The sequence below is a fragment of the Acidovorax sp. GW835-FHT14G06 genome (assembly GCF_058793595.1).
This window is the reverse complement of the sequence record NZ_JBXAGA010000004.1, coordinates 233527-256564: the sequence shown is the minus strand read 5'-3', so window position 1 is coordinate 256564 and position 23038 is coordinate 233527. Positions and strand designations below refer to the sequence as shown.

The 23038-nt window shown below is 63.2% G+C and carries 22 protein-coding genes; 16 read left to right on the top strand and 6 right to left on the bottom strand.

Annotated elements, in window-relative coordinates; all coding sequences use genetic code 11:
• Nucleotides 1-387: a hypothetical protein gene (locus AC1Q64_RS08500; protein ID WP_492251028.1), complete on the top strand. Its 387-nt coding sequence runs from the start codon at nucleotides 1-3 to the stop codon at nucleotides 385-387.
• 129 nt (nucleotides 388-516) lie between these two features.
• On the opposite strand, the gene dnaB is transcribed toward AC1Q64_RS08500, so the two are convergent.
• The 5 genes from dnaB to rpsF all read right to left on the bottom strand — a co-directional run bounded on the left by dnaB (nucleotide 517) and on the right by rpsF (nucleotide 3544).
• Nucleotides 517-1929 (bottom strand): replicative DNA helicase, encoded by a 1413-nt coding sequence (gene dnaB, locus AC1Q64_RS08495; RefSeq protein ID WP_056061481.1) that lies wholly within the window; start codon nucleotides 1927-1929, stop codon nucleotides 517-519.
• A 167-nt stretch (nucleotides 1930-2096) separates the two neighbouring features.
• Nucleotides 2097-2549 (bottom strand): 50S ribosomal protein L9, encoded by a 453-nt coding sequence (gene rplI, locus AC1Q64_RS08490; RefSeq protein ID WP_015013247.1) that lies wholly within the window; start codon nucleotides 2547-2549, stop codon nucleotides 2097-2099.
• Between the two features lie 12 nt (nucleotides 2550-2561).
• The gene (gene rpsR / locus AC1Q64_RS08485; protein ID WP_005795932.1) at nucleotides 2562-2843 is read right to left on the bottom strand and encodes a 30S ribosomal protein S18; all 282 of its coding nucleotides are present in this window, start codon (nucleotides 2841-2843) and stop codon (nucleotides 2562-2564) included.
• Nucleotides 2844-2860: 17 nt separating this feature from the next.
• The gene (gene priB / locus AC1Q64_RS08480) at nucleotides 2861-3151 is read right to left on the bottom strand and encodes a primosomal replication protein N (RefSeq protein ID WP_291432685.1); all 291 of its coding nucleotides are present in this window, start codon (nucleotides 3149-3151) and stop codon (nucleotides 2861-2863) included.
• Between the two features lie 15 nt (nucleotides 3152-3166).
• Entirely contained in the window at nucleotides 3167-3544 is a 378-nt protein-coding gene (gene rpsF / locus AC1Q64_RS08475) for a 30S ribosomal protein S6 (protein WP_015013245.1), read from the bottom strand.
• A gap of 308 nt (nucleotides 3545-3852) precedes the next feature.
• On the opposite strand from rpsF, the gene grpE reads away from it, so the two are divergent.
• From grpE to dnaJ, 3 genes are all read left to right on the top strand, one after another.
• Nucleotides 3853-4404 carry a nucleotide exchange factor GrpE gene (grpE, locus tag AC1Q64_RS08470; RefSeq protein WP_291432686.1) on the top strand — a complete coding sequence of 184 codons (552 nt, stop codon included), beginning with the start codon at nucleotides 3853-3855 and terminating at the stop codon, nucleotides 4402-4404.
• A gap of 92 nt (nucleotides 4405-4496) precedes the next feature.
• On the top strand, nucleotides 4497-6449 hold the full coding sequence (dnaK, locus tag AC1Q64_RS08465) for a molecular chaperone DnaK (RefSeq protein ID WP_291432687.1): 1953 nt from the start codon (nucleotides 4497-4499) through the stop codon (nucleotides 6447-6449).
• Nucleotides 6450-6533: 84 nt separating this feature from the next.
• Entirely contained in the window at nucleotides 6534-7679 is a 1146-nt protein-coding gene (dnaJ, locus tag AC1Q64_RS08460) for a molecular chaperone DnaJ (RefSeq protein ID WP_056061470.1), read from the top strand.
• Between the two features lie 39 nt (nucleotides 7680-7718).
• Here the strand turns inward: dnaJ and AC1Q64_RS08455 are convergent, their stop codons facing one another.
• Nucleotides 7719-8627, bottom strand: coding sequence for a lytic transglycosylase domain-containing protein (locus AC1Q64_RS08455; RefSeq protein ID WP_492251027.1), 909 nt, complete (start codon nucleotides 8625-8627; stop codon nucleotides 7719-7721).
• 271 nt (nucleotides 8628-8898) lie between these two features.
• On the opposite strand from AC1Q64_RS08455, the gene AC1Q64_RS08450 reads away from it, so the two are divergent.
• From AC1Q64_RS08450 to trpA, 12 genes are all read left to right on the top strand, one after another.
• On the top strand, nucleotides 8899-10263 hold the full coding sequence (locus AC1Q64_RS08450) for an MBL fold metallo-hydrolase (protein WP_492251026.1): 1365 nt from the start codon (nucleotides 8899-8901) through the stop codon (nucleotides 10261-10263).
• Between the two features lie 136 nt (nucleotides 10264-10399).
• Nucleotides 10400-11356: a LysR family transcriptional regulator gene (locus AC1Q64_RS08445; protein WP_291432690.1), complete on the top strand. Its 957-nt coding sequence runs from the start codon at nucleotides 10400-10402 to the stop codon at nucleotides 11354-11356.
• A 21-nt stretch (nucleotides 11357-11377) separates the two neighbouring features.
• Nucleotides 11378-12799: a 3-isopropylmalate dehydratase large subunit gene (gene leuC, locus AC1Q64_RS08440; RefSeq protein WP_492251025.1), complete on the top strand. Its 1422-nt coding sequence runs from the start codon at nucleotides 11378-11380 to the stop codon at nucleotides 12797-12799.
• 69 nt (nucleotides 12800-12868) lie between these two features.
• Nucleotides 12869-12994 (top strand): entericidin A/B family lipoprotein, encoded by a 126-nt coding sequence (locus AC1Q64_RS08435; protein WP_005795904.1) that lies wholly within the window; start codon nucleotides 12869-12871, stop codon nucleotides 12992-12994.
• Between the two features lie 11 nt (nucleotides 12995-13005).
• Nucleotides 13006-13656: a 3-isopropylmalate dehydratase small subunit gene (gene leuD, locus AC1Q64_RS08430; protein ID WP_492251024.1), complete on the top strand. Its 651-nt coding sequence runs from the start codon at nucleotides 13006-13008 to the stop codon at nucleotides 13654-13656.
• A gap of 89 nt (nucleotides 13657-13745) precedes the next feature.
• The gene (leuB, locus tag AC1Q64_RS08425; RefSeq protein ID WP_291432693.1) at nucleotides 13746-14819 is read left to right on the top strand and encodes a 3-isopropylmalate dehydrogenase; all 1074 of its coding nucleotides are present in this window, start codon (nucleotides 13746-13748) and stop codon (nucleotides 14817-14819) included.
• 414 nt (nucleotides 14820-15233) lie between these two features.
• A complete protein-coding gene (asd, locus tag AC1Q64_RS08420; RefSeq protein ID WP_291432694.1) occupies nucleotides 15234-16364 on the top strand; it encodes an aspartate-semialdehyde dehydrogenase in 1131 nt (376 codons plus the stop codon).
• 288 nt (nucleotides 16365-16652) lie between these two features.
• Nucleotides 16653-19265 carry a motility hub landmark protein FimV gene (locus AC1Q64_RS08415; RefSeq protein ID WP_291432695.1) on the top strand — a complete coding sequence of 871 codons (2613 nt, stop codon included), beginning with the start codon at nucleotides 16653-16655 and terminating at the stop codon, nucleotides 19263-19265.
• Nucleotides 19265-20140: a tRNA pseudouridine(38-40) synthase TruA gene (gene truA / locus AC1Q64_RS08410; RefSeq protein ID WP_291432696.1), complete on the top strand. Its 876-nt coding sequence runs from the start codon at nucleotides 19265-19267 to the stop codon at nucleotides 20138-20140. The genes AC1Q64_RS08415 and truA overlap by 1 nt, the downstream gene beginning before the upstream one ends.
• A complete protein-coding gene (locus AC1Q64_RS08405) occupies nucleotides 20137-20937 on the top strand; it encodes a phosphoribosylanthranilate isomerase (RefSeq protein ID WP_291432697.1) in 801 nt (266 codons plus the stop codon). The genes truA and AC1Q64_RS08405 overlap by 4 nt, the downstream gene beginning before the upstream one ends.
• Complete coding sequence (gene trpB / locus AC1Q64_RS08400) at nucleotides 20915-22198, top strand: tryptophan synthase subunit beta (RefSeq protein ID WP_492251023.1); 1284 nt, start codon at nucleotides 20915-20917, stop codon at nucleotides 22196-22198. Before AC1Q64_RS08405 ends, trpB begins: the two co-directional genes overlap by 23 nt.
• Nucleotides 22199-23008, top strand: coding sequence for a tryptophan synthase subunit alpha (gene trpA / locus AC1Q64_RS08395; RefSeq protein ID WP_492251022.1), 810 nt, complete (start codon nucleotides 22199-22201; stop codon nucleotides 23006-23008). It abuts the gene before it with no gap.
• Nucleotides 23009-23038 lie beyond the last annotated feature (30 nt).

Here is a 23038-nt window from a genome sequence, read left to right as displayed (position 1 = left end):
TTGGCTGCAGGCTGGGTTGCAGCACTGAAGCTGGTGCCCTGGGGCGACGTCATCGAGGCGACGCCCCAGATCCTCCAGGCGGCCAAGACGCTGCTGGGCACCACCCAAAAGGGGAATGCTGAAGCTGCTGCGGGTGCACTCAAAAGTGCTGGTGGCGAGCCCGCCATTCCCGTGGCCTTGCAACTGGAACATCTGCGCGAGCGGGTGGCACTGCTGGAGCTGGAGCAGCAAGAATCTGCCGTGCTGATCCAGTCGCTGGCCGAACAGAATGCCCAGGTGGTTCAGGCGGTGGAAGTGCTACGCCGACGCCAGCAACGGCTCACCATGGCGGTGAGCGTGCTGGCAGTGGCATGCACAGGTTTGCTGGTGTGGGTACTGATGCAATAGTGCAATAGTGCGACCACGCATGCTGCGCGACTGAAACCACGGGCGCTGCACGGCATAGCACCTGAACTCGTCCGCTATAAATTCAATAGCTGCTAGCGCATATAAAACCGGCGCTAGCAGCTATTTTTATTAGAAATCGTCGCCTGAACCCATCGCCAGGTTCTCAAAGCGCGTCTGGTTCTTCTGGAAGAACAGCTTCACGGTGCCCGTGGGGCCGTTCCGCTGTTTGCCGATGATGACCTCGGCCACGTTGGGCTCCTTGGAGTCCTTGTTGTAGTAGTCGTCGCGGTAGATGAACATGATGATGTCCGCGTCCTGCTCGATGGCGCCCGATTCGCGCAGGTCGGACATCATGGGGCGCTTGTCAGTGCGCTGCTCCACGGAGCGGTTGAGCTGAGACAGCGCAATCACAGGGCACTGCAGCTCCTTGGCCAGCATCTTCAAACCCCGGGAAATTTCGCCCAGCTCCGTCGCGCGGTTGTCAGAGCCCGACGAACCCGAGCCACTCATGAGTTGCAGGTAGTCCACCACGATCAGGCCCAGCTTGCCACACTGGCGTGCCAGCCGCCGCGCATTGGCGCGCAGCTCGCTGGGCGTGAGGCCTGGAGTTTCGTCGATGTGCAGCGACACCGTACGCAGCTTTTCGATGGCTTCGGTCAGGCGTGGCCATTCATCGTCGGTGAGCTTGCCAGTGCGCAGGTTGCCCTGGTTCACCCGGCCAATCGAGCCCACGATACGCACCGCCAATTGGGCGGCGCCCATTTCCATCGAGAAGATGGCGACTGGCAAGCCCTCGTTGAGCGCCACGTGCTCAGCAATATTCACCGCGAACGAGGTTTTGCCCATGGACGGACGCGCCGCCAGCACCACCATGTCGCCCGCCTGCAGGCCACTGGTCATGCGGTCCAGGTCGGCAAAACCGGTAGGCACGCCCGTGACGTCCACGGGGTTGTCCGCCATCTCCTGCACCCGGTCGAGCAGGTCGATCACCAGCGTGTCGAGCGACTGGAAGCCCTGTTTGGTGCGCGAGCCCTCTTCGCCAATGGCAAAGATCTTGGCCTCGGCCTCATCCAGGATGCGCTCCACCGTTTTGCCCTGGGGATTGAACGCATTGGTCGAAATTTCGTCACTGGCGGTGACCAGCTTGCGCAGGATGGCGCGCTCGCGAACGATTTCGGCATAGCGCCGGATGTTGCTGGCGCTGGGCACGTACTGCGCCAGATTGTTCAGGTAGGCCAGCCCTCCCATCTCCTGCGCCTTGCCCTGGTTTTGCAGGTGCTCGAACACCGTGATCACGTCGGCTGGCTTGCTGGCATTGATCAGCGCGCCAATGGCCGTGTAGATCATCTGGTGTTCATGGCGGTAGAAATGACTCTCCACCAGCAGGTCGCCCACACGGTCCCAGGCATTGTTGTCCAGCAGCAGGCCGCCCAGCACGCTGGACTCCGCCTCGATGGAGTGCGGCGGCACACGCAGCTGGGCAATTTCACGGTCCGGTACGGGCGTGAAACCATCGTCAAGGGGGGGGAAAACGGCAGACATGGAATCCTCGGAGCGAACTTGGCATCCTAGCGCCCACAAGGCGCTGCGTCATGGCACAAGTCTGTGGATAAGGCGGGGGCAAGCAGTGGGCAACCGTGTACAAGCCAAGGTCACACAAAGACAAAAGCCGCCCGAAGGCGGCTTTTTCAAAAAGTCCTGACGGACGATCAGGCGGTTTCGCCGTAGACCGATACGTTGACTTCCACGACCACATCGGTGTGCAGAGCCACGCTCACAGCGCTGTCGCTGACGACCTTGATCGGGCCGTTGGGCAGGCGGATTTGCGACTTAGCAACCTTGTAACCTTGCTTGTTCAGCTCTTCGGCGATGTCGTGGTTGGTCACGGAACCAAACAGACGACCGTCCACGCCAGCCTTTTGCGTCAGCTTGACGGTGGTACCGGCCAGCTTTTCGCCTTGGGCTTGGGCTTCTGCCAGCTTGGCAGCAGCGGCCTTTTCGAGTTCAGCGCGCTTGGCTTCGAACTCTGCCTTGGCAGCTTCGGTGGCGCGACGGGCGCGGCCAGCGGGGATCAGGAAGTTGCGGGCGTAGCCGTCTTTGACCTTGACGATTTCACCGAGGTTGCCGAGGTTCACAACCTTGTCGAGCAGGATGATTTGCATGGGTTGTGCTCCTTAGATCTTGTGCTGGTCGCTGTAAGGCACCAGTGCCAGGAAGCGTGCACGCTTGATGGCGGTGTTCAGCTGACGCTGGAAGATGGCGCGCGTGCCAGTCAGGCGTGCGGGGATGATCTTGCCGTTTTCGGCGATGAAATCGCGCAGCGTATCGACATCCTTGTAGTCGATTTCTTCAACACCAGTCACCGTGAAGCGGCAAAAGCGCTTGCGCTTGAACAGCAGGGACTGGGTATTGCGCTTTGGGCGCTTGTCTTTGTTGAACTTCTTGAACGTGGCCATTGCGGACCCCTTGAAAATTAATTTTGTTGAATATCCTGGATGTGCAGCACTGCAGTCTTGCCATTGCGCGGTGTGGCCAGAAATCCATGAAAAGTCCAGAGACTTCCGATGTTCTGCCTTGCCAGTCGCTCAGCCATCGCACCAAATGCAATGGCCTTCATGGCGGCCTTGACTTCGCGGGGGTGGCCTGCCTCGGTTTGCTGGGACTCGTGTTCGAGGCGCAGCGTGAGGGCAGACAGTCCGGCTGGCGTGTATCGCAGGGGCTCAGCCTCTGCGATACAGGCGGTCAAGACGACGCGGTTCTCCACTCCAAAGAGAAAGGATCAGCGCTCGCCGGCCGCTGCGTATTCAGCTTGGCTGGCCTTGCGGGCTTCTTCGCGCTCGACGGTCTTCATCATGGAAGAAGGGCCGGTTTCAGCCTTCTTCTTTTGCACGGTCAGGTGGCGCAGCACGGCGTCGTTGAACTTGAAGGCATGTTCGAGTTCAGCCATCACAGCCTGGTCGGCTTCGATGTTCACGCACAGGTAGTGAGCCTTGGCCAGCTTGTTGATCAGGTACGCCAGTTGACGACGGCCCCAGTCTTCCACGCGGTGCACCTTGCCACCGCCAGCGGTGATCATGCCCTTGTAGCGCTCCAGCATCGCTGGAACTTGTTCGCTTTGATCCGGATGGATCAACAAAATGATTTCGTAATGACGCATGCAGACTCCTTTTGGGTGAGACCACCCACCGCGTCTAGAAGTGGTGTGGCAAGGGAAAGCCTGCGATTATAGCCCGACAGCTAGCGCTTGTACACTCCGGTTGCTCCAAACCGCATCGGCTATGGCCGATCGCCTCTCAATCGGAGGCACGGCACTTGCAAAACCGGCAGCTGGGCCGACATGCGTTACAACAATGCGCGCCATACCGTGACCAACACAATGGCATATCCCTGGCGCAGACCTTGATATAGCCGGGCGAGCCCCCAGATACCGCGCGTACCGTTTTTTTCACCTCTTCAGATCCTGACATGTCAGACCAAAGCCAAACCACCCCCGCCCCGAGCGCCCCTGCCCCCGAAGAAGTCGAAGCCGCCATGGCTGCCCACGCCTCTGACGAGCTGGCACGCCTTCAGGGCGAACTGGCCGAGCTGAAAGCCAAAAGTGCCGATCTGGCCGACCAGTTCCTGCGCGCCAAGGCCGAGGCCGAGAACGCCCGCCGCCGCGCTGAAGAGGAAGTTTCCAAGGCCCGCAAGTTCGGCATCGAGAGTTTTGCAGAGAGCCTGCTGCCCGTGGCCGACAGCCTGGACGCCGCCCTGGCCATCAAGGAAGCCACGCCCCAGCAGCTGCGCGAAGGCGCCGACGCCACGCTGCGCCAATTGACGTCCGCGCTGGAGCGCAACAAGGTGGTGGCCATCAACCCCGCCGCAGGTGCCAAGTTCGACCCCCACCAGCACCAGGCCATCAGCGTGGTGCCAGCCGAGCAAGAAGCCAACACGGTGGTGGCCGTACTGCAAAAGGGCTATGTGATCGCCGAGCGCGTGTTGCGCCCTGCCCTGGTCACCGTGACGGCGCCCAAGTAAGCCGCAAAAAAATCGAACCGGAAGACTTGAACCAAACCAAGTTATCCACAAGTTACTAGCCATCCAAACCATTCAAGCATTCGGAGAAAATCATGGGAAGAATCATCGGCATTGACCTGGGCACCACCAACAGCTGCGTCTCCATCATGGAGGGCAACACGACCCGCGTGATCGAAAACAGCGAAGGTGCACGCACCACGCCATCCATCGTGGCCTACCAGGAAGACGGCGAGATCCTCGTCGGCGCCTCGGCCAAGCGCCAGGCCGTGACCAACCCCAAAAACACGCTGTACGCCGTCAAGCGCCTGATCGGCCGCAAGTTCACCGAAAAAGAAGTGCAAAAGGACATCGACCTGATGCCCTACAAGATCGTGGCGGCTGACAACGGCGACGCCTGGATCGAAGTGCGCGGCAACAAGCTGTCGGCCCAGCAAGTGTCTGCCGACATCCTGCGCAAGATGAAGAAGACGGCCGAAGACTACCTGGGTGAGCCCGTGACGGAAGCAGTCATCACCGTGCCCGCGTACTTCAACGACGCCCAGCGCCAGGCCACCAAGGATGCTGGCCGCATTGCGGGCCTGGACGTCAAGCGCATCATCAACGAGCCTACCGCTGCAGCGCTGGCCTTTGGTCTGGACAAGCAGGAAAAGGGCGACCGCAAGATCGCCGTGTATGACCTGGGTGGCGGCACGTTCGACGTGTCCATCATCGAAATCGCCGATGTGGACGGCGAAAAGCAGTTCGAAGTGCTGTCGACCAACGGCGACACCTTCCTGGGCGGCGAAGACTTCGACCAGCGCATCATCGACTTCATCATTGACGAGTTCAAGAAAGAGTCGGGCGTCAACCTCAAGAATGACGTGCTGGCCCTTCAGCGCCTGAAGGAAGCGGCCGAGAAAGCCAAAATTGAACTGTCGAACTCGGCCTCGACAGACATCAACCTGCCCTACATCACGGCCGACGCATCGGGCCCCAAGCACCTGAACATCAAGCTGACCCGCGCCAAGCTGGAGCAACTGGTGGAAGAGCTGATCGAGCGCACCATCGCCCCTTGCCGCATGGCCATCAAGGACGCTGGCGTGTCGGTGTCTGACATCCATGACGTGATCCTGGTGGGCGGCATGACCCGCATGCCCAAAGTGCAAGAAAAGGTCAAGGAATTCTTCGGCAAGGACCCCCGCAAGGACGTGAACCCGGACGAAGCCGTGGCCGTGGGCGCCGCCATCCAGGGCCAGGTGCTGTCGGGTGACCGCAAGGACGTGCTGCTGCTGGACGTGACGCCCCTGTCGCTGGGTATCGAAACCCTGGGCGGTGTCATGACCAAGATGATCACGAAGAACACGACCATCCCGACGAAGTTCGCACAGACCTTCTCGACGGCCGACGACAACCAGCCTGCCGTGACCATCAAGGTCTACCAGGGCGAGCGCGAAATGGCTACCGGCAACAAGCTGCTGGGCGAGTTCAACCTGGAAGGCATTCCACCGGCAGCCCGCGGTGTTCCGCAGATCGAAGTGTCGTTCGACATCGACGCCAACGGCATCTTGCACGTGGGCGCCAAGGACAAGGGTACGGGCAAGGAAAACAAGATCACCATCAAGGCCAACTCGGGCCTGTCGGAAGAAGAAATCCAGCAGATGGTGAAGGACGCCGAACTGAATGCGGCCGACGACAAGAAGAAGCTGGAGCTGGTGCAGGCCCGCAACCAGGGTGAGGCCGCCGTGCACAGCGTGAACAAGAGCCTGGCCGAACATGGCGACAAGCTCGACGCTGGCGAAAAGGACGCGATCGCCGCAGCCGTGAAGGCCTTGGAAGAAGCCCTCAAGGGTGAAGACAAGGCCGCGATTGACGAAAAGACCACGGCGCTGATGGCTGCCAGCCAGAAGCTGGGCGAAAAGATGTACGCCGAATCCCAGGCAGCGCAAGCTGCTCAGGCTGCCGGTGGTGCAGAGGCCGCAAGCGCATCGGCTGGTGGTGCGTCAGCCAAGCCCGCAGACGACGACAACGTCGTCGATGCCGAGGTGAAGGAAGTCAAGAAGGGCTGAACGAGCCCCCGTTGACCCGAGCCGCCGCGCAATGCCCGTCAGGGGCTGCGCGGCGTTCCTGTTCCAACCGGGTTCTGAATCACTATGTCCAAACGAGACTTTTACGAAATCCTGGGCGTTCCCAAAAACGCCTCGGACGAAGAAATCAAGAAGGCCTATCGCAAGCTGGCGATGAAGCACCACCCTGACCGCAACCAGGGCGATGCGGCCAAGCCTGCCGAAGAGAAATTCAAGGAGGCCAAGGAGGCCTACGAGATGCTCTCCGACCCACAAAAGCGCGCTGCCTACGACCAGTATGGCCACGCCGGAGTAGACCCCAACATGCGTGGCCCTGGGGGCGCGGGCGCGGAAGGGTTTGGCGGTTTTGCAGAAGCTTTCGGCGACATCTTCGGCGACATGTTCGGCCAACAAGGCGGGCGCGGGCGCGGAGCCGGCGGACGCCAGGTCTACCGTGGCAGCGACCTCAGCTACGCCATGGAGATCACGCTCGAAGAAGCAGCCCGTGGCAAAGACGCGCAGATCCGCATCCCGTCCTGGGACACCTGCGACACCTGCCATGGCAGTGGCGCCAAGCCCGGCACCAGTGCCAAGACCTGCGGCACCTGCCAGGGTGCGGGCACCGTGCAGATGCGCCAGGGCTTCTTCAGCGTGCAGCAGACCTGCCCCCACTGCCGCGGCACGGGCAAGATCATTCCGGAGCCTTGCACGACCTGCCATGGCCAAGGCAAGCTCAAGAAGCAAAAGACGTTGGAAGTGAAGATTCCTGCGGGCATCGACGACGGCATGCGCATTCGTAGCACCGGCAACGGCGAACCCGGCACCAACGGCGGCCCACCGGGCGACCTGTACATCGAGATCCGGTTGAAGAAACACGACATCTTCGAGCGCGATGGCGACGACCTGCACTGCCAGGTACCCGTGAGCTTCATCACGGCAGCGCTGGGCGGCGAGATCGAGGTTCCCACGCTGCAAGGCAAGGCAGCCATCGACATCCCTGAAGGTACCCAGGCCGGCAAGCAGTTCCGCTTGCGCGGCAAGGGCATCAAGGGCGTGCGCGCCAGCTACCCCGGTGACCTGTACTGCCACATTGCGGTCGAGACGCCCGTCAAGCTCACCGAACACCAGCGCAAGCTGCTGCGTGAACTGGAAGATTCCCTCAAGAAGGGCGGAGCGCGCCATTCGCCCAGCGGCGAGAGCTGGACGGACCGGTTGAAGAACTTCTTCAGCTGATCCAGCCGCCACTGCCCTCAGCGAAAACCGCCCGCAGCTTCATGGCCCGGGCGGTCTTTTCATACGCACTGCAGGCTGCAGGACCAGCCCTGTGGACTTGCCAGGCCGCTCGTGCTGGGGCGCGCGATAAAAGCCGAGGATGCGGCGCACGTATTCCCTGGTCTCGCTGTAGGGCGGCACACCGCCATGACGTTCTACCGCCTTCTCGCCCGCGTTGTAGGCAGCCGAAGCCAGTGCCACATCGCCCCCAAAACGGTCCAACAACCAGCGCAGGTAGGTCAGCCCCCCGCGCACGTTCTGCTCGGGGTTCCATACGTCGCGCACGCCAAAACGCTCTGCCGTCTCGGGGATGAGCTGCATCAGCCCCTGCGCGTTCCTGGGCGACAGCGCCCGCGCCTGAAAGTTGGACTCAGACCGTACAATGGCCAGTGCCAGGCGCGGGTCCACCTCGAAACGAGGCGCGAGCCGCTGCACCAATTCAGCGTGACGGCGCTTGTCGTCGGGCAGGTTGCTGACATAGCGGTCCACCACCTCCTGGGGCACGACCTCCTGAGCAGAATCGCGCACCTCCAGCCGGGGAGCCTCGCCCGTGGTCAGGCAGTCCGGCAGGCGGTCGCCCAGCACCAGCCCCTCGGAGAGGCCGCGCGCCTTTTCGTGCCCTCGTTGGGCGGCCAGGGCCAGCAAGGTGGCGGCTGCTGCTGGGTCGGGCACCACATCGCGCCCCCTCATCAGCAGGCTGCCCAGGCGGTACTGCGCCTCCACACTGCCATAACGAGCGGCATCGCAGTACCGCTGTGCGGCCCGGTGCGGCTGGCGCCGCACTTCGGCGTCATAGCCCTCTTCCAGCCATCGCGACAGCACAGGAGGCTCGTCAGCCCATTCGGGCGGATCGTCCAGGGCCTGCGCGCGCACCTGCGGCCCGCCCGTCAGCAAAACTGCTGCCAGCAAGGCGCTGTGCGCGTGACGGGAATACCTGGGTTGCATACCTTGACCTTTGGGATAAAGGTCCCGCCAGAACGGGGCATCAGGAGATGGGTTGCCCACTGTAGTACGGCCGGGGGATTTGCAACAGAAAAACATTGCCAGCGGTAATTTCTTGATCTGAGGCAAGAATCCGCCCACCAGCCGCAGCCCTGGCCGATCTGCGCAGTAGCATCAAAGCCCACCAGTCGGCCTGAGGGCCGCAATCAGGGCAAGAATGGGGACAAGGAGCATCGGCATGAACGTCAACATCACCTTTCTGGGCGGCTCTGGCACCGTCACCGGCTCCAAGTACCTGGTGCGCTACAACGGCAAGAGCCTGTTGGTCGATTGCGGCCTGTTCCAGGGCTACAAGCAACTGCGCCTGCGCAACTGGCAGCCCCTGCCCGTCACACCGCACCAGATCGACGCCTTGGTGTTGACCCACGCCCATCTGGACCACAGCGGCTACCTGCCCCTGCTGGCGCGCGACGGCTACACCCATGCCATCCACTGCACCCCGGGCACGCGTGACCTGTGCACCATCCTGCTGCCCGACAGCGGGCACCTGCAAGAGGAGGACGCCGCATTCCTCAACCGCCACCAGCTCAGCAGCCACAGCCCCGCACTGCCCCTGTACACCCGGCTCGACGCACTGCACTGCCTCAAGCAGTTCCAGAGCCACCCATTTCACAAGGCTTTCGAGCCCCTGCCCGGCTGGCGCGTGACGTTTTCGCCTGCAGGCCACATCCTGGGCGCCGCCAGCGTGCTGCTGGAGGTGGGAGGCCGACGTATTCTTTTCTCGGGCGACCTGGGCCGGCCCGATGACCTGCTCATGAACCCGCCCGACGCACCACCCCAGGCCGACACGGTGCTCATCGAGTCCACCTACGGCGACCGCGAGCACCCACCCGAAGGCTTGCTCGACGAACTGGGCCCGGCACTGCAGCGCCTGGCAGCGCGTGGCGGCATTGCCGTGGTGCCGGTGTTTGCCGTGGGGCGTGCACAGGTGGTGCTGCACGCGATTGGCCTGCTCAAGGCACAGGGTGTGGTGCCCGCATCGCTCAAGGTGTTTCTGGACAGCCCCATGGCCGTCAGTACCACGGGGCTGTTCCAGCACCACATGCAGGAACACCGCCTGAACGGCCGCGAGGTGCAGGCGCTGGAGCATGGCGCGACCATGATCCAGACGCCCGAGCAATCCAAGGGGCTGGCCAAGCTGCATGGCCCCATGGTCATCCTGTCGGCCAGCGGCATGGCCACCGGAGGGCGCGTGCTGCACCACCTGGCACTGCACGCGGGCGACCACCGCAACATGATCATCCTGACCGGTCACCAGGCCCCGGGCACCCGTGGTGCGCGGTTGGCAGAGGGCGAAAAGACCATCCGCATCCACGGACAGGACGTGGCCGTGCGCGCCGAGGTGGTGCGGCTGTCCTCTGCGTCAGCCCACGCTGATGGCAACCAGCTCATCGCCTGGCTGCGCAGCATGGGCCACGCGCCAGACCAGGTGTATGTGGTGCACGGCGAAATGGGCGCCTCGGACCTGCTGCGCCAGCGCATTGAGCATGAGCTTCGCTGGCGTGCCACTGTGCCAGAACACGGTAGCACCTGCACCGCCTGAGCCACGGTAGCGTTTTGGGCCTCAGCGGTTCTACCCTCGCGCAGAAGGGCAGCGCCGCCATCGCATATCGCGATGTCAAAGCGGCAGTAATGCGGGGAAAATAGGGAATCTTCTCATTTCGAGAAGCCCAAACCCCATGAAAAGCTCCGAGCGCAGTTTTGCGCGCCGTATCGACCTCACCTCGCTGCAACTGTTTGTGGCGGTGTGCGAGCTCGGCAGCATCGGCCGTGCGGCCGAGCGCGAATTCATTGCGGCATCGGCCGTCAGCAAGCGCCTGTCGGACCTGGAAACTGCGGTGGACACCGCACTTCTCTACCGCCACAGCCGGGGCGTCACCCTTACACCCGCAGGCGAGAGCCTGCTGCACCACGCGCGCACCGTGCTGTTCGGGCTGGAGCGCATGCAGGGCGAACTGAGCGAATACGCCGATGGCGTACGCGGCCATGTCCGCATGCACGCCAACATCTCCGCCATCTTCCAGTTTCTGCCCGAAGATCTGGGCGCCTTTGCGCGCGAGCACAGCCAGATCAAGATCGACCTGCAGGAGCACCTCTCCAGCGATGTGGTGCACGCCGTGCAAGAGGGAGCCGCCGACCTGGGCATCTGCAACATCGGCATGGCGAATGGGGGCGGAGCCCTGGAGCTGCAAAGCCGCCCCTACCGCGCCGACAATTTGGTGCTGGTTGTGCCTCGAGCGCATGATTTATCTGCGCTGGATGCTATTAATTTTGAAGACGTCCTGGACTGGGACATCGTGGGCCTGCATGCCAACAGCAGCATCAGCCTGGCCATGCGCGCCGCTGCCGCTGCTGCCGGGCGCCCGCTGCGCCAGCGCATCCAGGTCACGGGGCTCGATGCCATGTGCCGCATGATCGACAACGGCCTGGGCGTGGGCCTGCTGCCCGACCGGGCGTTTGAACTGATGCGCGGCGTGGGCAACCTGCAAGCCATTCCGCTGACCGATGCCTGGGCCCACCGCGAACTGCGGGTGGTCGCCCGCGACTTTGACGCCCTGCCTGTCACCGCACGACTGCTGGTCGAGCACCTGGCACCCCGGCCAGACCCCGACACTAAAATCCAATCACCCACCTGAAAGCAGAAAGAAAGCCACGCCATGGGACGCACCCTGTACGACAAGATCTGGGACGAGCATGTCGTCCACACCGAAGAGGACGGCACCTCCATCCTCTACATCGACCGCCATCTGGTGCACGAAGTCACCAGCCCCCAGGCGTTCGAAGGCCTCCGCGAGGCGGGCCGCAAGGTCTGGCGCATGAGCTCTATCGTAGCCACGGCCGACCACAACACGCCCACCACGGGTTGGGAAAACGGCTACGACGGCATCACCGATCCGATCAGCAAGGAACAGATCACCACGCTGAACGACAACATCGCGCAGATCACACCGGCAGCGTTCTTCCCCTTCATGCACAAGCGCCAAGGCATCGTTCACGTGATCGGCCCTGAAAACGGCGCCACCCTGCCCGGCATGACCGTGGTGTGCGGCGACAGCCACACCAGCACGCACGGCGCGTTTGGCGCACTGGCCCACGGCATCGGCACCTCCGAGGTCGAGCACGTGATGGCCACGCAAACCCTGCTGGCCAAGAAGGCCAAGAACATGCTGGTGCAAGTGGACGGCACGCTGGCCAAGGGCGTCACGCCCAAGGACGTGGTGCTGGCCATCATCGGCAAGATCGGCACTGCGGGTGGCACGGGCTACACCATCGAATTTGCAGGCTCCGTCTTCCGCGCAATGAGCATGGAAGGCCGCATGACCGTGTGCAACATGGCCATCGAAGGCGGCGCACGCGCAGGCCTGGTGGCGGTGGACGACAAGACTATTGAATACGTCAAGGGCCGCCCCCTGTCGCCCACGGGCGTGGAGTGGGACCAGGCTGTGGCTTACTGGAAGACGCTGCATTCGGATGCCGACGCCACGTTCGACACCGTCGTCAAGCTCGACGCGGCCGACATCCAGCCGCAAGTGACCTGGGGCACCTCGCCCGAAATGGTGCTGGGCATTGACGCCCGCGTGCCCGACCCGGACAAGGAAAAGGACGCCAACAAGCGCGGCGCTATCGAACGCGCCCTGACCTACATGGGCCTGCAGCCCGGCAAGCCGATCAACGACATCACCATCGACAAGGTGTTCATCGGCTCTTGCACCAACAGCCGCATCGAAGACATGCGCGAGGCCGCCGCCGTGGTCAAGAACCTGGGCCGCAAGGTGGCCAGCAATGTGAAGCTGGCCATGGTCGTGCCTGGCTCGGGCCTCGTCAAAGAGCAGGCCGAGCGCGAAGGCCTGGACCAGATCTTCAAGGCCGCAGGCTTTGAGTGGCGTGAGCCCGGCTGCAGCATGTGCCTGGCCATGAACGCCGACCGCCTGGAGCCCGGTGAGCGCTGCGCCTCCACCAGCAACCGCAATTTTGAAGGCCGCCAGGGTGCTGGTGGTCGCACACACCTGGTGAGCCCCGCCATGGCTGCAGCTGCTGCCGTGCATGGCCACTTCGTGGACATCCGCCAGTTTTCCTGAGCCGAACGCTCATCCCATCATCCGTCCGTTGTCCTCTCTACTGCCCCAACCGCCTGAAGGAGCCTTGTCATGAAAAAGACCGCCACCCTCATCGCCCTGTCCCTGGCCTTTGTGCTGGCTGGCTGCAATACCGTCAAGGGTGTGGGCCAGGACATTGGCAAAGCAGGCAGCGCCATCGAGCGGGCCGCCAAGTAACTAATACCGCCATGCAAAAATTCACCTTGCTCAAGGGCCTTGTGGCCCCCATGGACCGCGAGAACGTCGATACCGACGCGATCATTCCCAAGCAGTTCCTCAAGTCGATCAAGAAGACCGGCTTTGGGGTGAACCTGTTTGACGAATGGCGCTACCTGGACCACGGCGAGCCAGGCCAGGACCCCGCCAGCCGCAAGCCCAACCCCGACTTCGTGCTCAACCAGCCGCGTTACAAAGGCGCGAGCATCCTGATCGCACGCAAGAACTTCGGCTGCGGCTCCAGCCGCGAGCACGCGCCCTGGGCCTTGGATCAGTTCGGCTTTCGCGCCATCATCGCGCCCAGCTTTGCCGACATCTTCTTCAACAACTGCTTCAAGAACGGCCTGCTGCCCATCGTGCTGCCTGACGCCACAGTGGCCCAGTTGTTCGACGAAGTGCTGGCCTTCCCAGGCTACCAGCTCACCATCGACCTGGAGCGCCAAGTCATCGTGCGCCCCCAAGGCGAAGAGATCCCGTTCGACGTGCAGGCGTTTCGCAAGTACTGCCTGCTCAACGGGTTTGACGACATCGGCCTGACCCTGCGCCAGTCCGACAAGATCAAGGCCTTTGAAGCCCAGCGGCTGGCGACCAAGCCCTGGCTGGCGCACACCATGGTGTCGTGAGACGGGACGAGCATCCAAAATATCAGTCAGACTGGCCTCTAGCGCTTTACTCATAAGCGCTAGCAGCTATCAAAAACAAAGCAAATTCAATGAAAATCGCAGTTCTGCCGGGTGACGGCATTGGCACCGAAATCGTCTCTGAAGCCGTCAAGGTTCTGGAGGCCCTGGAACTCCCATTCGAGATGGAATCCGCCCTGGTGGGCGGCGTGGCGTATGACGCCCACGGCCACCCACTGCCCGAGTCCACACTCAAGCTCGCCAAGGAAGCCGACGCCATCCTGTTCGGCGCTGTGGGCGACTGGAAGTACGACAAGCTCGACCGCCCCCTGCGCCCCGAGCAAGCCATCCTGGGCCTGCGCAAGAACCTGGGCCTGTTCGCCAACTTCCGCCCCGCCATCTGCTACGAGCAACTGGTAGGCGCATCGAGCCTCAAGCCCGAGCTGATTGCGGGCCTCGATATCCTCATCATCCGCGAGCTGACGGGCGACATCTACTTCGGCCAGCCGCGCGGCCGCCGCGTGGCCACTGACGGCCACTTCCCAGGCGCCGAAGAAGCGTTTGACACCATGCGCTACAGCCGCCCCGAGATCGAGCGCATCGCCCACGTCGCCTTCCAGGCCGCGCGCAAGCGCAACAAGAAGGTCACCAGCGTGGACAAGGCCAACGTGCTGGAAACCTTCCAGTTCTGGAAGGACGTCATGACCGAGGTGGGCCAGCAGTACCCAGACGTGGAACTCCAGCACATGTACGTGGACAACGCGGCCATGCAACTGGTCAAGGCCCCCAAGGCGTTTGACGTGGTGGTCACGGGCAACATGTTCGGCGACATCCTGAGCGACGAAGCCTCCATGCTCACCGGCTCCATCGGCATGCTTCCCTCGGCCTCGCTCAACAGCAGCAACCAGGGCCTGTACGAGCCCAGCCACGGCAGCGCCCCCGACATCGCCGGCAAGGGCGTGGCCAACCCGCTGGCCACCATCCTCTCGGCAGCGATGATGCTGCGCTTCAGCCTGAACCAGGAAGCCGCCGCCCAGCGCATCGAAGCCGCCGTGCAAAAGGTGCTGGCCCAAGGCCTGCGCACGCCCGACATCTACAGCGAAGGCACGACCAAGGTGGGCACGGCGCAGATGGGCGACGCCGTGGTGAAGGCGCTGAAGGCGTAACCCCCCCCAGCCCTTCGAGCCTTCCACAGCGGCGGCGCGTGGCATCCACAAAAGGCGATCCTCTGTGATCGCCTTTTTTTATGGGCGTGGACCGACTCGCACACCCATCCAGCCCTCCAGTGGCACTGTTGCAAAGCGGACCATGGCGTTCCCGCAACGCTGCAAGCCCCGTGCAAGCCCCGTGCAAGCCACGATCCAGTACAATCTATCGCATGTTTGCCGCCCGCCCGTTCAACCTGAACACCGCTACTGCCGCCCTGGCAGGCGTGGCCGCGCGCGCAATCACCACCAAAACCACGACCATTATTAAGGGCTGATCCAGCTCCGGTACCGTCGTGCGCCCTCTCCCGGCCAGACGAGCCGGGGCAAACAGTCTGGTCTGGCACTGTTTCTAAATCTGAAAGGGGCGTTGAAATGAGCAAGTTGGTAGGTTTGGTCGGCTGGCGCGGCATGGTCGGCTCGGTGTTGATGGACCGCATGGTCGAGGAAAAAGACTTCGACCTGATTGAGCCGTTGTTCTTCTCGACATCCAACGCAGGCGGCAAAGCCCCCACGCAGGCCAAGAACGAAACCACACTGCAAGACGCCTTCAACATCGACGCCTTGAAGCGCTGCGACATCATCATTACCGCACAAGGCGGCGACTACACCACTGAAGTCTTCCCCAAGCTGCGCACTGCGGGCTGGAACGGCCACTGGATTGACGCCGCTTCCACCCTGCGCATGGAAAAAGACGCGGTCATCATCCTTGACCCCGTCAACATGCCCGTCATCAAGGACGCGCTGGCCAACGGCGGCAAGAACTGGGTGGGCGGCAACTGCACCGTGAGCTGCATGCTGATGGGCGTGGGCGCGCTGTACAAGGCCGGTCTGGTCGAGTGGATGAGCACCCAGACCTACCAGGCTGCATCGGGCGGCGGCGCGCAGCACATGCGCGAATTGCTAACCCAATACGGCACGCTCAACGCCGAAGTGAAGGCCCTGCTCGACGACCCCAAGAGCGCCATTCTGGAAATCGACCGCAAAGTCATCGCCAAGCAGCGCGCCCTGACCGGTGCCGAAACCGCCAACTTCGGCGTGCCTCTGGGCGGCTCATTGATCCCCTGGATCGACAAGGACCTGGGCAACGGCCAATCCAAGGAAGAATGGAAGGGCATGGCCGAAACCAACAAGATCCTTGGGCTGGGCGAGGGCTTCAGCTCTGCGGCCATTCCCGTGGACGGCTTCTGCGTGCGCGTGGGTGCCATGCGCTGCCACAGCCAGGCCCTGACCTTCAAGCTCAAGAAGGACGTGCCCGTGGCCGACCTCGAGGCCATGATCGCAGCCGACAACGAGTGGGTGAAAGTGGTACCCAACACCCGCGAAGCCACCATCAAGGACCTGACCCCCGTGGCCGTGACCGGCACCATGACCATCCCTGTGGGTCGTATCCGCAAGCTGGCCATGGGACCTGAGTACGTCGGCGCCTTCACCATCGGCGACCAGCTGCTGTGGGGGGCCGCAGAGCCACTGCGCCGCATGCTGCGCATCCTGCTCAACGCCTGAACGCCCCACCCCATAAGCGCGCGCAAGCCCTCTTGCGCGCGCTTTTTTGCGCCTGAGACATCGACACACTCGGTTACGTGGCGTTGGCAATTGGCAACATCTGCACACCCCAATTTGGGGCGCCAGGACCCCACTCAAAGCTTCGGAGCCACCTCAGCTTGTCAGTGCAAAACATTGATGCTATGGTGCTTTTTACATATTTTCACGCGCCGGGGCGGGGATCAGACCATGAGAACAAAAGCACCGCTCGTCCGAGCCGCAAAAAATCCTAATCAGTTGTTGGCAAACATGCATCGTTGGAAATTTTCTGTCCTGGCGGCTGCGGCCGTGGCTTGCGCTGGTTTCTACACCAGCGACGCGTCTGCGCTGGCACTGGGCCGCATCACCGTGCAGTCTGCCTTGGGCGAGCCGCTGCGCGCTGAAATCGATCTGCCACAGATCACCCCCGCCGAAGCGGACTCGCTGCGTGCCACTACGGCCACGCCTGAGGTCTTCCGTGCCCAGGGCATGGAATACACGCAGACCATGAACAACCTGCAGATTCAGCTGCAGCGCCGAGCCGACGGCACCGCCGTGTTGCGCCTGTCAAGCGACCGGCCTGTGAACGAGCCCTTCCTGGACCTGGTGCTGGATGCCAACTGGGGCTCGGGCCGCCTCGTTCGCAGCTACACCATGCTGTTTGACCCACCAAGCATGCGCCGTACAGCGCCTGCCGTCACAGCAGCCCCCCAGATTTCTGCACCAGCGGCGCCCCAGGTGCCTGCGACGCGACCTGCTGCAACAGCCCGCGCCAGCGAGCCGGCCGCCGCTCCAGCCGCACCTCGCGCTGCGGCTCCACGCCCCGCACCCGCAGATGGCGTCACAGTGCAGGCAGGAGATACCGCCGGTCGACTTGCGAACGCTTACAAGCCGGCAGGCGTCTCACTCGATCAGATGCTGGTCGCCATGATGCGCGCCAACCCGGACGCGTTCATCCAGGGCAACGTCAACCGCCTGAAGGCTGGTGCTGTGCTGCAGATGCCCGACCAAGGCACGGCGCAAGCCACCCCAGCCCCCGAGGCACGTCAGATCCTGGCCGCGCAGGCCCGGGACTTCAACGACTTCCGCCGCAAGCTCGCGGGTGCAGCCCCTTCGACTGAAGTGGCAGCGGCGCAGCGCTCTGCCTCTGGCACCGTCCAGACGCGCGTCGAAGACAAAAAACCCGCGACTGCGGCACCCGACAAGCTGACCCTGTCCAAGGGGGCTGTCAAGGGTCAGAAGGCGGCCGAAGAACAGGTCGCCAAGGACAAACAGGCCAATGAAGCAGCCACACGGATGGCGGAGTTGTCCAAGAACATCACCGACCTGAACAAGCTGAGCGCAGCATCTGCAGCTGCCGGAAACAGCCCTGCGCCCGCCGCCGCGAGTGCGGCCAGCGCACCTGCAGGTGTGACCGTGCAGGCCCCTGCCGTTCCTGCAACACCGAGCGCGCCGCCTGCGCCCGAAGCCCCAGCATCCGCCCCCGTAGCGGCAGCCAGCACCCCGCCAGACACCGCAGTGGCAGCCGAAGTGGCCGCATCGGTACCCGCCACAGAGGCGTCTGCACCAGCACCTGCCCCCAAGCCAGCGCCCACACCCAATCCTGCTCCTACCCCCGTAGAGGAGCCCAGTTTCTTGTCCACCCTCATGGACGACCCGCTGCTGCCCATCGGCGGCGGCATCCTGATTGCTGGCCTGCTCGGATTTGGCGCTTACCGCCTGGTCCAGCGCCGTCGCCAGAACGGTGGGGTGGACAGCTCCTTCCTGGAAAGTCGCATTCAACCCGACTCGTTCTTCGGAGCCAGCGGCGGCCAGCGTGTAGACACCGCCAACAGTGACATGACCACCGGCTCGTCCATGGCGTATTCACCCAGCCAGTTGGATGCTGGCGGCGACGTGGACCCTGTGGCAGAAGCCGACGTGTATCTGGCCTACGGCCGCGATCTCCAGGCCGAAGAAATCCTGAAAGAAGCCGTGCGCCACAACCCAGGCCGTGTTTCGGTGCACGTCAAGCTGGGTGAAATCTACGCCAAGCGCCAGGACCGCAAAGCCCTGGAGGCCGTCGCGGGTGAAGTGTTCAAGCTGACTCAAGGCGAAGGGCCTGACTGGAACCGCATTGCCGAACTCGGACGCGACCTGGAGCCCGAAAACCGCCTGTACCAACCTGGCGGCCGCCCCGGAATGGCCGAGGATGAATCGCCTTCCGTGCCACCGGGCGGGTTCCCCAGCACCTTCACTGGTGCAGGCAGCCCTGCCGCAGCCCTGCCACCAGACTTGGACCTCGACCTGGATCTGGACCTGCCCGATGACGCGCTGACGGACGCCCCCCCTGCTGCAGCCGGTGGTTTTGCTGCGGCCGCTGCGGCTGCTGCGGCCAACAACCGCAGTGAAGCCAGCGAACCACAGACGCTGCGCCCCGAGTTGGATCTGCCCAGCATCCCCGACGAACCCACGGCCGCGTGGAGCAGTCAGGAAACCGCTCCGAGTCCCATGATGGCGCCGCCTCCAGTGGCCAATCTGGACTTCCCCAACAGCGACGACCTGACCATGGCGCCGTCCGGCCCCATGCCGCTCCATGGCGAGCCCCAAGACTCCGGCCCTATGGAGTTTGATCTGGGCGACCTGTCGCTGGACCTGAACGCCCCCTCCAAGCCCATGGCAGCTCCCGCCGCCAAGGCCCCAGCGGCTCCCGCACCGGATTTCACTGATGATGGATCGGCCGCAGCGCAGGACGACCCGCTGGCCACCAAGCTCGCGCTAGCGGAAGAGTTCAACGCCATTGGCGATACCGACGGAGCTCGCACGCTGATTGAAGAGGTCGTGGCGGAGTCCAGCGGCGCCCTCAAGACCCGCGCCCAGCGCATGCTGGCCGAACTGGGCTGATGCCGCTCGGCCCCTCCGCTGATTCAGGCCCCAGCACCCCTCCAGGCCGCCCCGTGACCCGGGTGGCGTTGGGTGTCAGTTACAACGGCCAAGCCTACAGTGGCTGGCAAAGTCAGCTGTCTGGCAACACCGTTCAAGACAAACTCGAAGCGGCTCTGGGCCGCTTTGCTACACATCCGGTCAGCACCCTCTGTGCGGGCCGGACCGATGCGGGTGTACATGGCCTGATGCAGGTGGTGCACTTTGACACCCCGCTGGACCGCCCTGCTGCGTCCTGGGTCCGTGGTACCAACACCTTCCTGCCATCCGACATTGCGGTGCAATGGGCTCAGACCGTCCCAGACAACTTTCATGCACGTGCCAGCGCCGTGGCCCGGCGTTATGCCTATGTACTGCTGCAGTCGCCAGTACGGCCCAGCGTGGATGCCGGGCGGGTGGGCTGGGTGTTTCACCCGCTGGACCACGACGCCATGCGACAGGCGGCCGACTACCTGGTCGGCGAACATGACTTCACCTCGTTCCGTGCCTCTGCATGCCAGGCCAAGACCCCCGTCAAGACCTTGCAACGCATCGATATCGCGCGGCGGGGCGCGACCACACCGCACCCCGAGCTGGGCTGGAGCCCTTGCTATTGGCGGTTCGAATTCGAGGCTAACGCCTTCTTGCACCACATGATCCGCAACATCATGGGCTGCCTGATCACTATCGGCCAGGGCGCCCAGTCTCCTGAGTGGATGGCCCAGGTGCTTGCCGCCCGGTCCCGCAAGGTAGCGGCGCCCACGTTTTCGCCAGACGGGCTGTACTTTCAAGGGCCTGTCTACGACGCCGCCTGGGGGCTACCCCAGCGCACGGCTGCGTATGATTGGCTTCCATGAACCAGGCCCCCACACCGATCACAACTGCCCCCACCGTCAGCCAACGCCTCCAAGCCCCTTTCCAGGCGTCTGCCAACTTACGCACCCGCATCAAGATCTGCGGACTGACCCGAGAGGAGGACGTGGATGCAGCAGTGGCCGCAGGCGCCGACGCTGTGGGCTTTGTGCTCTACGCCCCCAGCCCACGTGCGGTCACCGCTGAGCGGGCCGCGCAGTTGGCACAGCGCCTGCCGCCGTTTGTCACGCCCGTGCTGCTGTTCGTGAATGAATCCACTCCTAACGTGATAGCAGCTAGCGCAATGATTGCCGGCGCTACCGTGCAATTTCATGGTGATGAGACACCACAGGATTGTCTGGCTGCCACCCACCAGGGCGCCCGCCCCTACCTGCGTGCCGCACGAATTCCCCTCGGCGACGGAGCGGCACAGTTTGACCTCGTAAAATACGCACACGATTACTCTCACGCCCAAGCCATCCTGCTCGACGCCCATGTCGAAGGTTTTGGCGGCAGCGGCAAGGCATTCAATTGGTCACTCCTTCCACCAAGCGTCAGCTCTCACCTCGTTTTGTCTGGTGGACTCACGCCTGCAAACGTGACCGATGGCATTTTGCAAGTCCGCCCGCGAGGCCTCTCGCTGGCGGTTGATGTCAGTTCCGGCGTCGAAGCCGACGGCCCCGATGGCAAGCCCATCAAAGGCATCAAGGACGCCGAAAAAATCCAACGCTTCGTTGCCGCCGTGCGTGCGGCCGATGCCCAACTTGCAAAGAATCCCCATGAGCTCCTATCAGCAACCTGATGCTTCCGGCCACTTTGGCCCCTATGGTGGCAGCTTCGTCAGCGAGACCCTGACCCACGCCATCCAGGAGCTGCGCGAGGCCTACGCGCGCTACCAGAACGACCCTGAATTTCTGGCGGAATTCCACTACGAACTCAAGCATTTCGTGGGCCGCCCCTCGCCCATCTACCATGCCGCGCGCACCAGCCGCGAAATGGGTGGCGCGCAGATTTATCTCAAGCGCGAAGACCTGAACCACACGGGCGCGCACAAGATCAACAACGTGATCGGCCAAGCAATGCTGGCAAAACGCATGGGTAAGCCCCGCGTGATCGCCGAAACCGGTGCTGGCCAGCACGGCGTGGCCACAGCCACCATTTGCGCCCGCTATGGGCTTGAATGCGTGGTGTACATGGGCGCCGAGGACGTGAAGCGCCAAAGCCCCAACGTGTACCGCATGAAGCTGCTAGGCGCCACCGTGGTGCCCGTGGAATCTGGCAGCAAGACCCTGAAAGATGCACTGAACGACGCCATGCGCGACTGGGTGGCGAATGTGGACAACACTTTCTACATCATCGGCACCGTGGCAGGCCCGCACCCCTACCCCATGATGGTGCGCGACTTCCAGAGCGTGATCGGCAAGGAGTGCATTGAGCAGATGCCCGCCATGCTGACCGAGCAAAAGGTGCTCGGCGGCCAGCCTGATGCCGTGATCGCCTGCGTGGGCGGTGGCAGCAACGCCATGGGCATCTTCCACCCTTACATTCCGTTTGAAAAGACGCGTCTCATTGGCGTGGAGGCAGCGGGTGAAGGCTTGGACTCGGGCAAGCATTCCGCATCGCTGCAAAAAGGCAGCGCGGGCGTGCTGCACGGCAATCGCACCTTCATCTTGCAGGATGACAACGGCCAGATCACCGAAACCCACAGCATCAGCGCGGGTCTGGACTACCCCGGCGTGGGCCCGGAGCACGCCTGGTTGCAGGAAATCGGGCGTGCAGAATACGTCGGCATTACCGACAAGGAAGCGCTGGATGCCTTCCACTACCTGTGCCGCACCGAGGGCATCATCCCCGCGCTCGAATCCAGTCATGCCGTGGCTTACGCCATGAAGCTGGCCAAGACCATGCGCCCTGACCAATCGATCCTGGTCAACCTATCGGGCCGGGGTGACAAGGACATCGGCACCGTGGCCGACCTCAGTGGCGCCGATTTTTACTGCCGACCCAGCTGCCAGGGGCAGTCCGTCAAGGGCGGCGAGCAACCCATCAAGGTGGTGAAATAAATGAGCCGTATCGCATCCACCTTCTCTGCCCTGCAGGCGCAGGGCCGCAAGGCGCTGATTCCTTATGTGACCGCCGGTTTCCCGTTCGCAGACATCACCCCCGCGCTCATGCACGGCATGGTCGAGGCTGGCGCCGACGTGATCGAGCTGGGCGTGCCCTTCTCCGATCCCATGGCCGATGGCCCCGTCATCCAGAAGGCGGGCGAGAAAGCCCTCAGCCTGGGCATTGGCATGGTGCAGGTGCTCGACCATGTGCGCGAGTTCCGCAAGCGCAACAGCACGACGCCCGTGGTGTTGATGGGCTATGCCAACCCCGTGGAACGCTACGACCAAAAGCACGGTGATGGCGCGTTTGTGCGCGACTCTGCCGCTGCGGGGGTGGACGGCGTGCTCATCGTGGACTACCCGCCCGAGGAATGTGAAGCATTTGCCGACAGTCTGCGTGCGCACGGCATGGACCTGATCTTCCTGCTGGCCCCTACCAGCACGGACGAGCGTATGGCCCAGGTGGCGCGCGTGGCCAGCGGCTATGTGTACTACGTATCGCTCAAGGGCGTGACCGGCTCAGGCGCGCTGGACACGGCGGCCGTAGAGCAGATGCTGCCCCGTATTCGCCAGCACGTGACCATCCCGGTGGGTGTGGGCTTCGGCATCCGCGACGCCGCCACCGCCCAGGCCATCGGCAAGGTGGCCGATGCCGTGGTCATCGGCAGCCGCATCATCCAGTTGATTGAAGACCAGGAGCACGCCAAGGTGGTGCCCCTGACCATCGACTTCCTGCGCGGCATCCGCAAGGCCCTGGACGCCTAGTCGCATAATGCAGCCCGGCGCATTCTTCGG

What these genes read in the sequence shown, in the direction of transcription:
- dnaB (WP_056061481.1), bottom strand. Translation starts at nt 1,929, where the DNA reads ATGTCTGCCGTTTTCCCCCCCCTTGACGATGGTTTCACGCCCGTACCG.
- rplI (WP_015013247.1), bottom strand. Translation starts at nt 2,549, where the DNA reads ATGCAAATCATCCTGCTCGACAAGGTTGTGAACCTCGGCAACCTCGGT.
- rpsR (WP_005795932.1), bottom strand. Translation starts at nt 2,843, where the DNA reads ATGGCCACGTTCAAGAAGTTCAACAAAGACAAGCGCCCAAAGCGCAAT.
- rpsF (WP_015013245.1), bottom strand. Translation starts at nt 3,544, where the DNA reads ATGCGTCATTACGAAATCATTTTGTTGATCCATCCGGATCAAAGCGAA.
- grpE (WP_291432686.1), top strand. Translation starts at nt 3,853, where the DNA reads ATGTCAGACCAAAGCCAAACCACCCCCGCCCCGAGCGCCCCTGCCCCC.
- dnaK (WP_291432687.1), top strand. Translation starts at nt 4,497, where the DNA reads ATGGGAAGAATCATCGGCATTGACCTGGGCACCACCAACAGCTGCGTC.
- dnaJ (WP_056061470.1), top strand. Translation starts at nt 6,534, where the DNA reads ATGTCCAAACGAGACTTTTACGAAATCCTGGGCGTTCCCAAAAACGCC.
- AC1Q64_RS08450 (WP_492251026.1), top strand. Translation starts at nt 8,899, where the DNA reads ATGAACGTCAACATCACCTTTCTGGGCGGCTCTGGCACCGTCACCGGC.
- AC1Q64_RS08445 (WP_291432690.1), top strand. Translation starts at nt 10,400, where the DNA reads ATGAAAAGCTCCGAGCGCAGTTTTGCGCGCCGTATCGACCTCACCTCG.
- leuC (WP_492251025.1), top strand. Translation starts at nt 11,378, where the DNA reads ATGGGACGCACCCTGTACGACAAGATCTGGGACGAGCATGTCGTCCAC.
- AC1Q64_RS08435 (WP_005795904.1), top strand. Translation starts at nt 12,869, where the DNA reads ATGAAAAAGACCGCCACCCTCATCGCCCTGTCCCTGGCCTTTGTGCTG.
- leuD (WP_492251024.1), top strand. Translation starts at nt 13,006, where the DNA reads ATGCAAAAATTCACCTTGCTCAAGGGCCTTGTGGCCCCCATGGACCGC.
- leuB (WP_291432693.1), top strand. Translation starts at nt 13,746, where the DNA reads ATGAAAATCGCAGTTCTGCCGGGTGACGGCATTGGCACCGAAATCGTC.
- asd (WP_291432694.1), top strand. Translation starts at nt 15,234, where the DNA reads ATGAGCAAGTTGGTAGGTTTGGTCGGCTGGCGCGGCATGGTCGGCTCG.
- AC1Q64_RS08415 (WP_291432695.1), top strand. Translation starts at nt 16,653, where the DNA reads ATGCATCGTTGGAAATTTTCTGTCCTGGCGGCTGCGGCCGTGGCTTGC.
- truA (WP_291432696.1), top strand. Translation starts at nt 19,265, where the DNA reads ATGCCGCTCGGCCCCTCCGCTGATTCAGGCCCCAGCACCCCTCCAGGC.
- AC1Q64_RS08405 (WP_291432697.1), top strand. Translation starts at nt 20,137, where the DNA reads ATGAACCAGGCCCCCACACCGATCACAACTGCCCCCACCGTCAGCCAA.
- trpB (WP_492251023.1), top strand. Translation starts at nt 20,915, where the DNA reads ATGAGCTCCTATCAGCAACCTGATGCTTCCGGCCACTTTGGCCCCTAT.
- trpA (WP_492251022.1), top strand. Translation starts at nt 22,199, where the DNA reads ATGAGCCGTATCGCATCCACCTTCTCTGCCCTGCAGGCGCAGGGCCGC.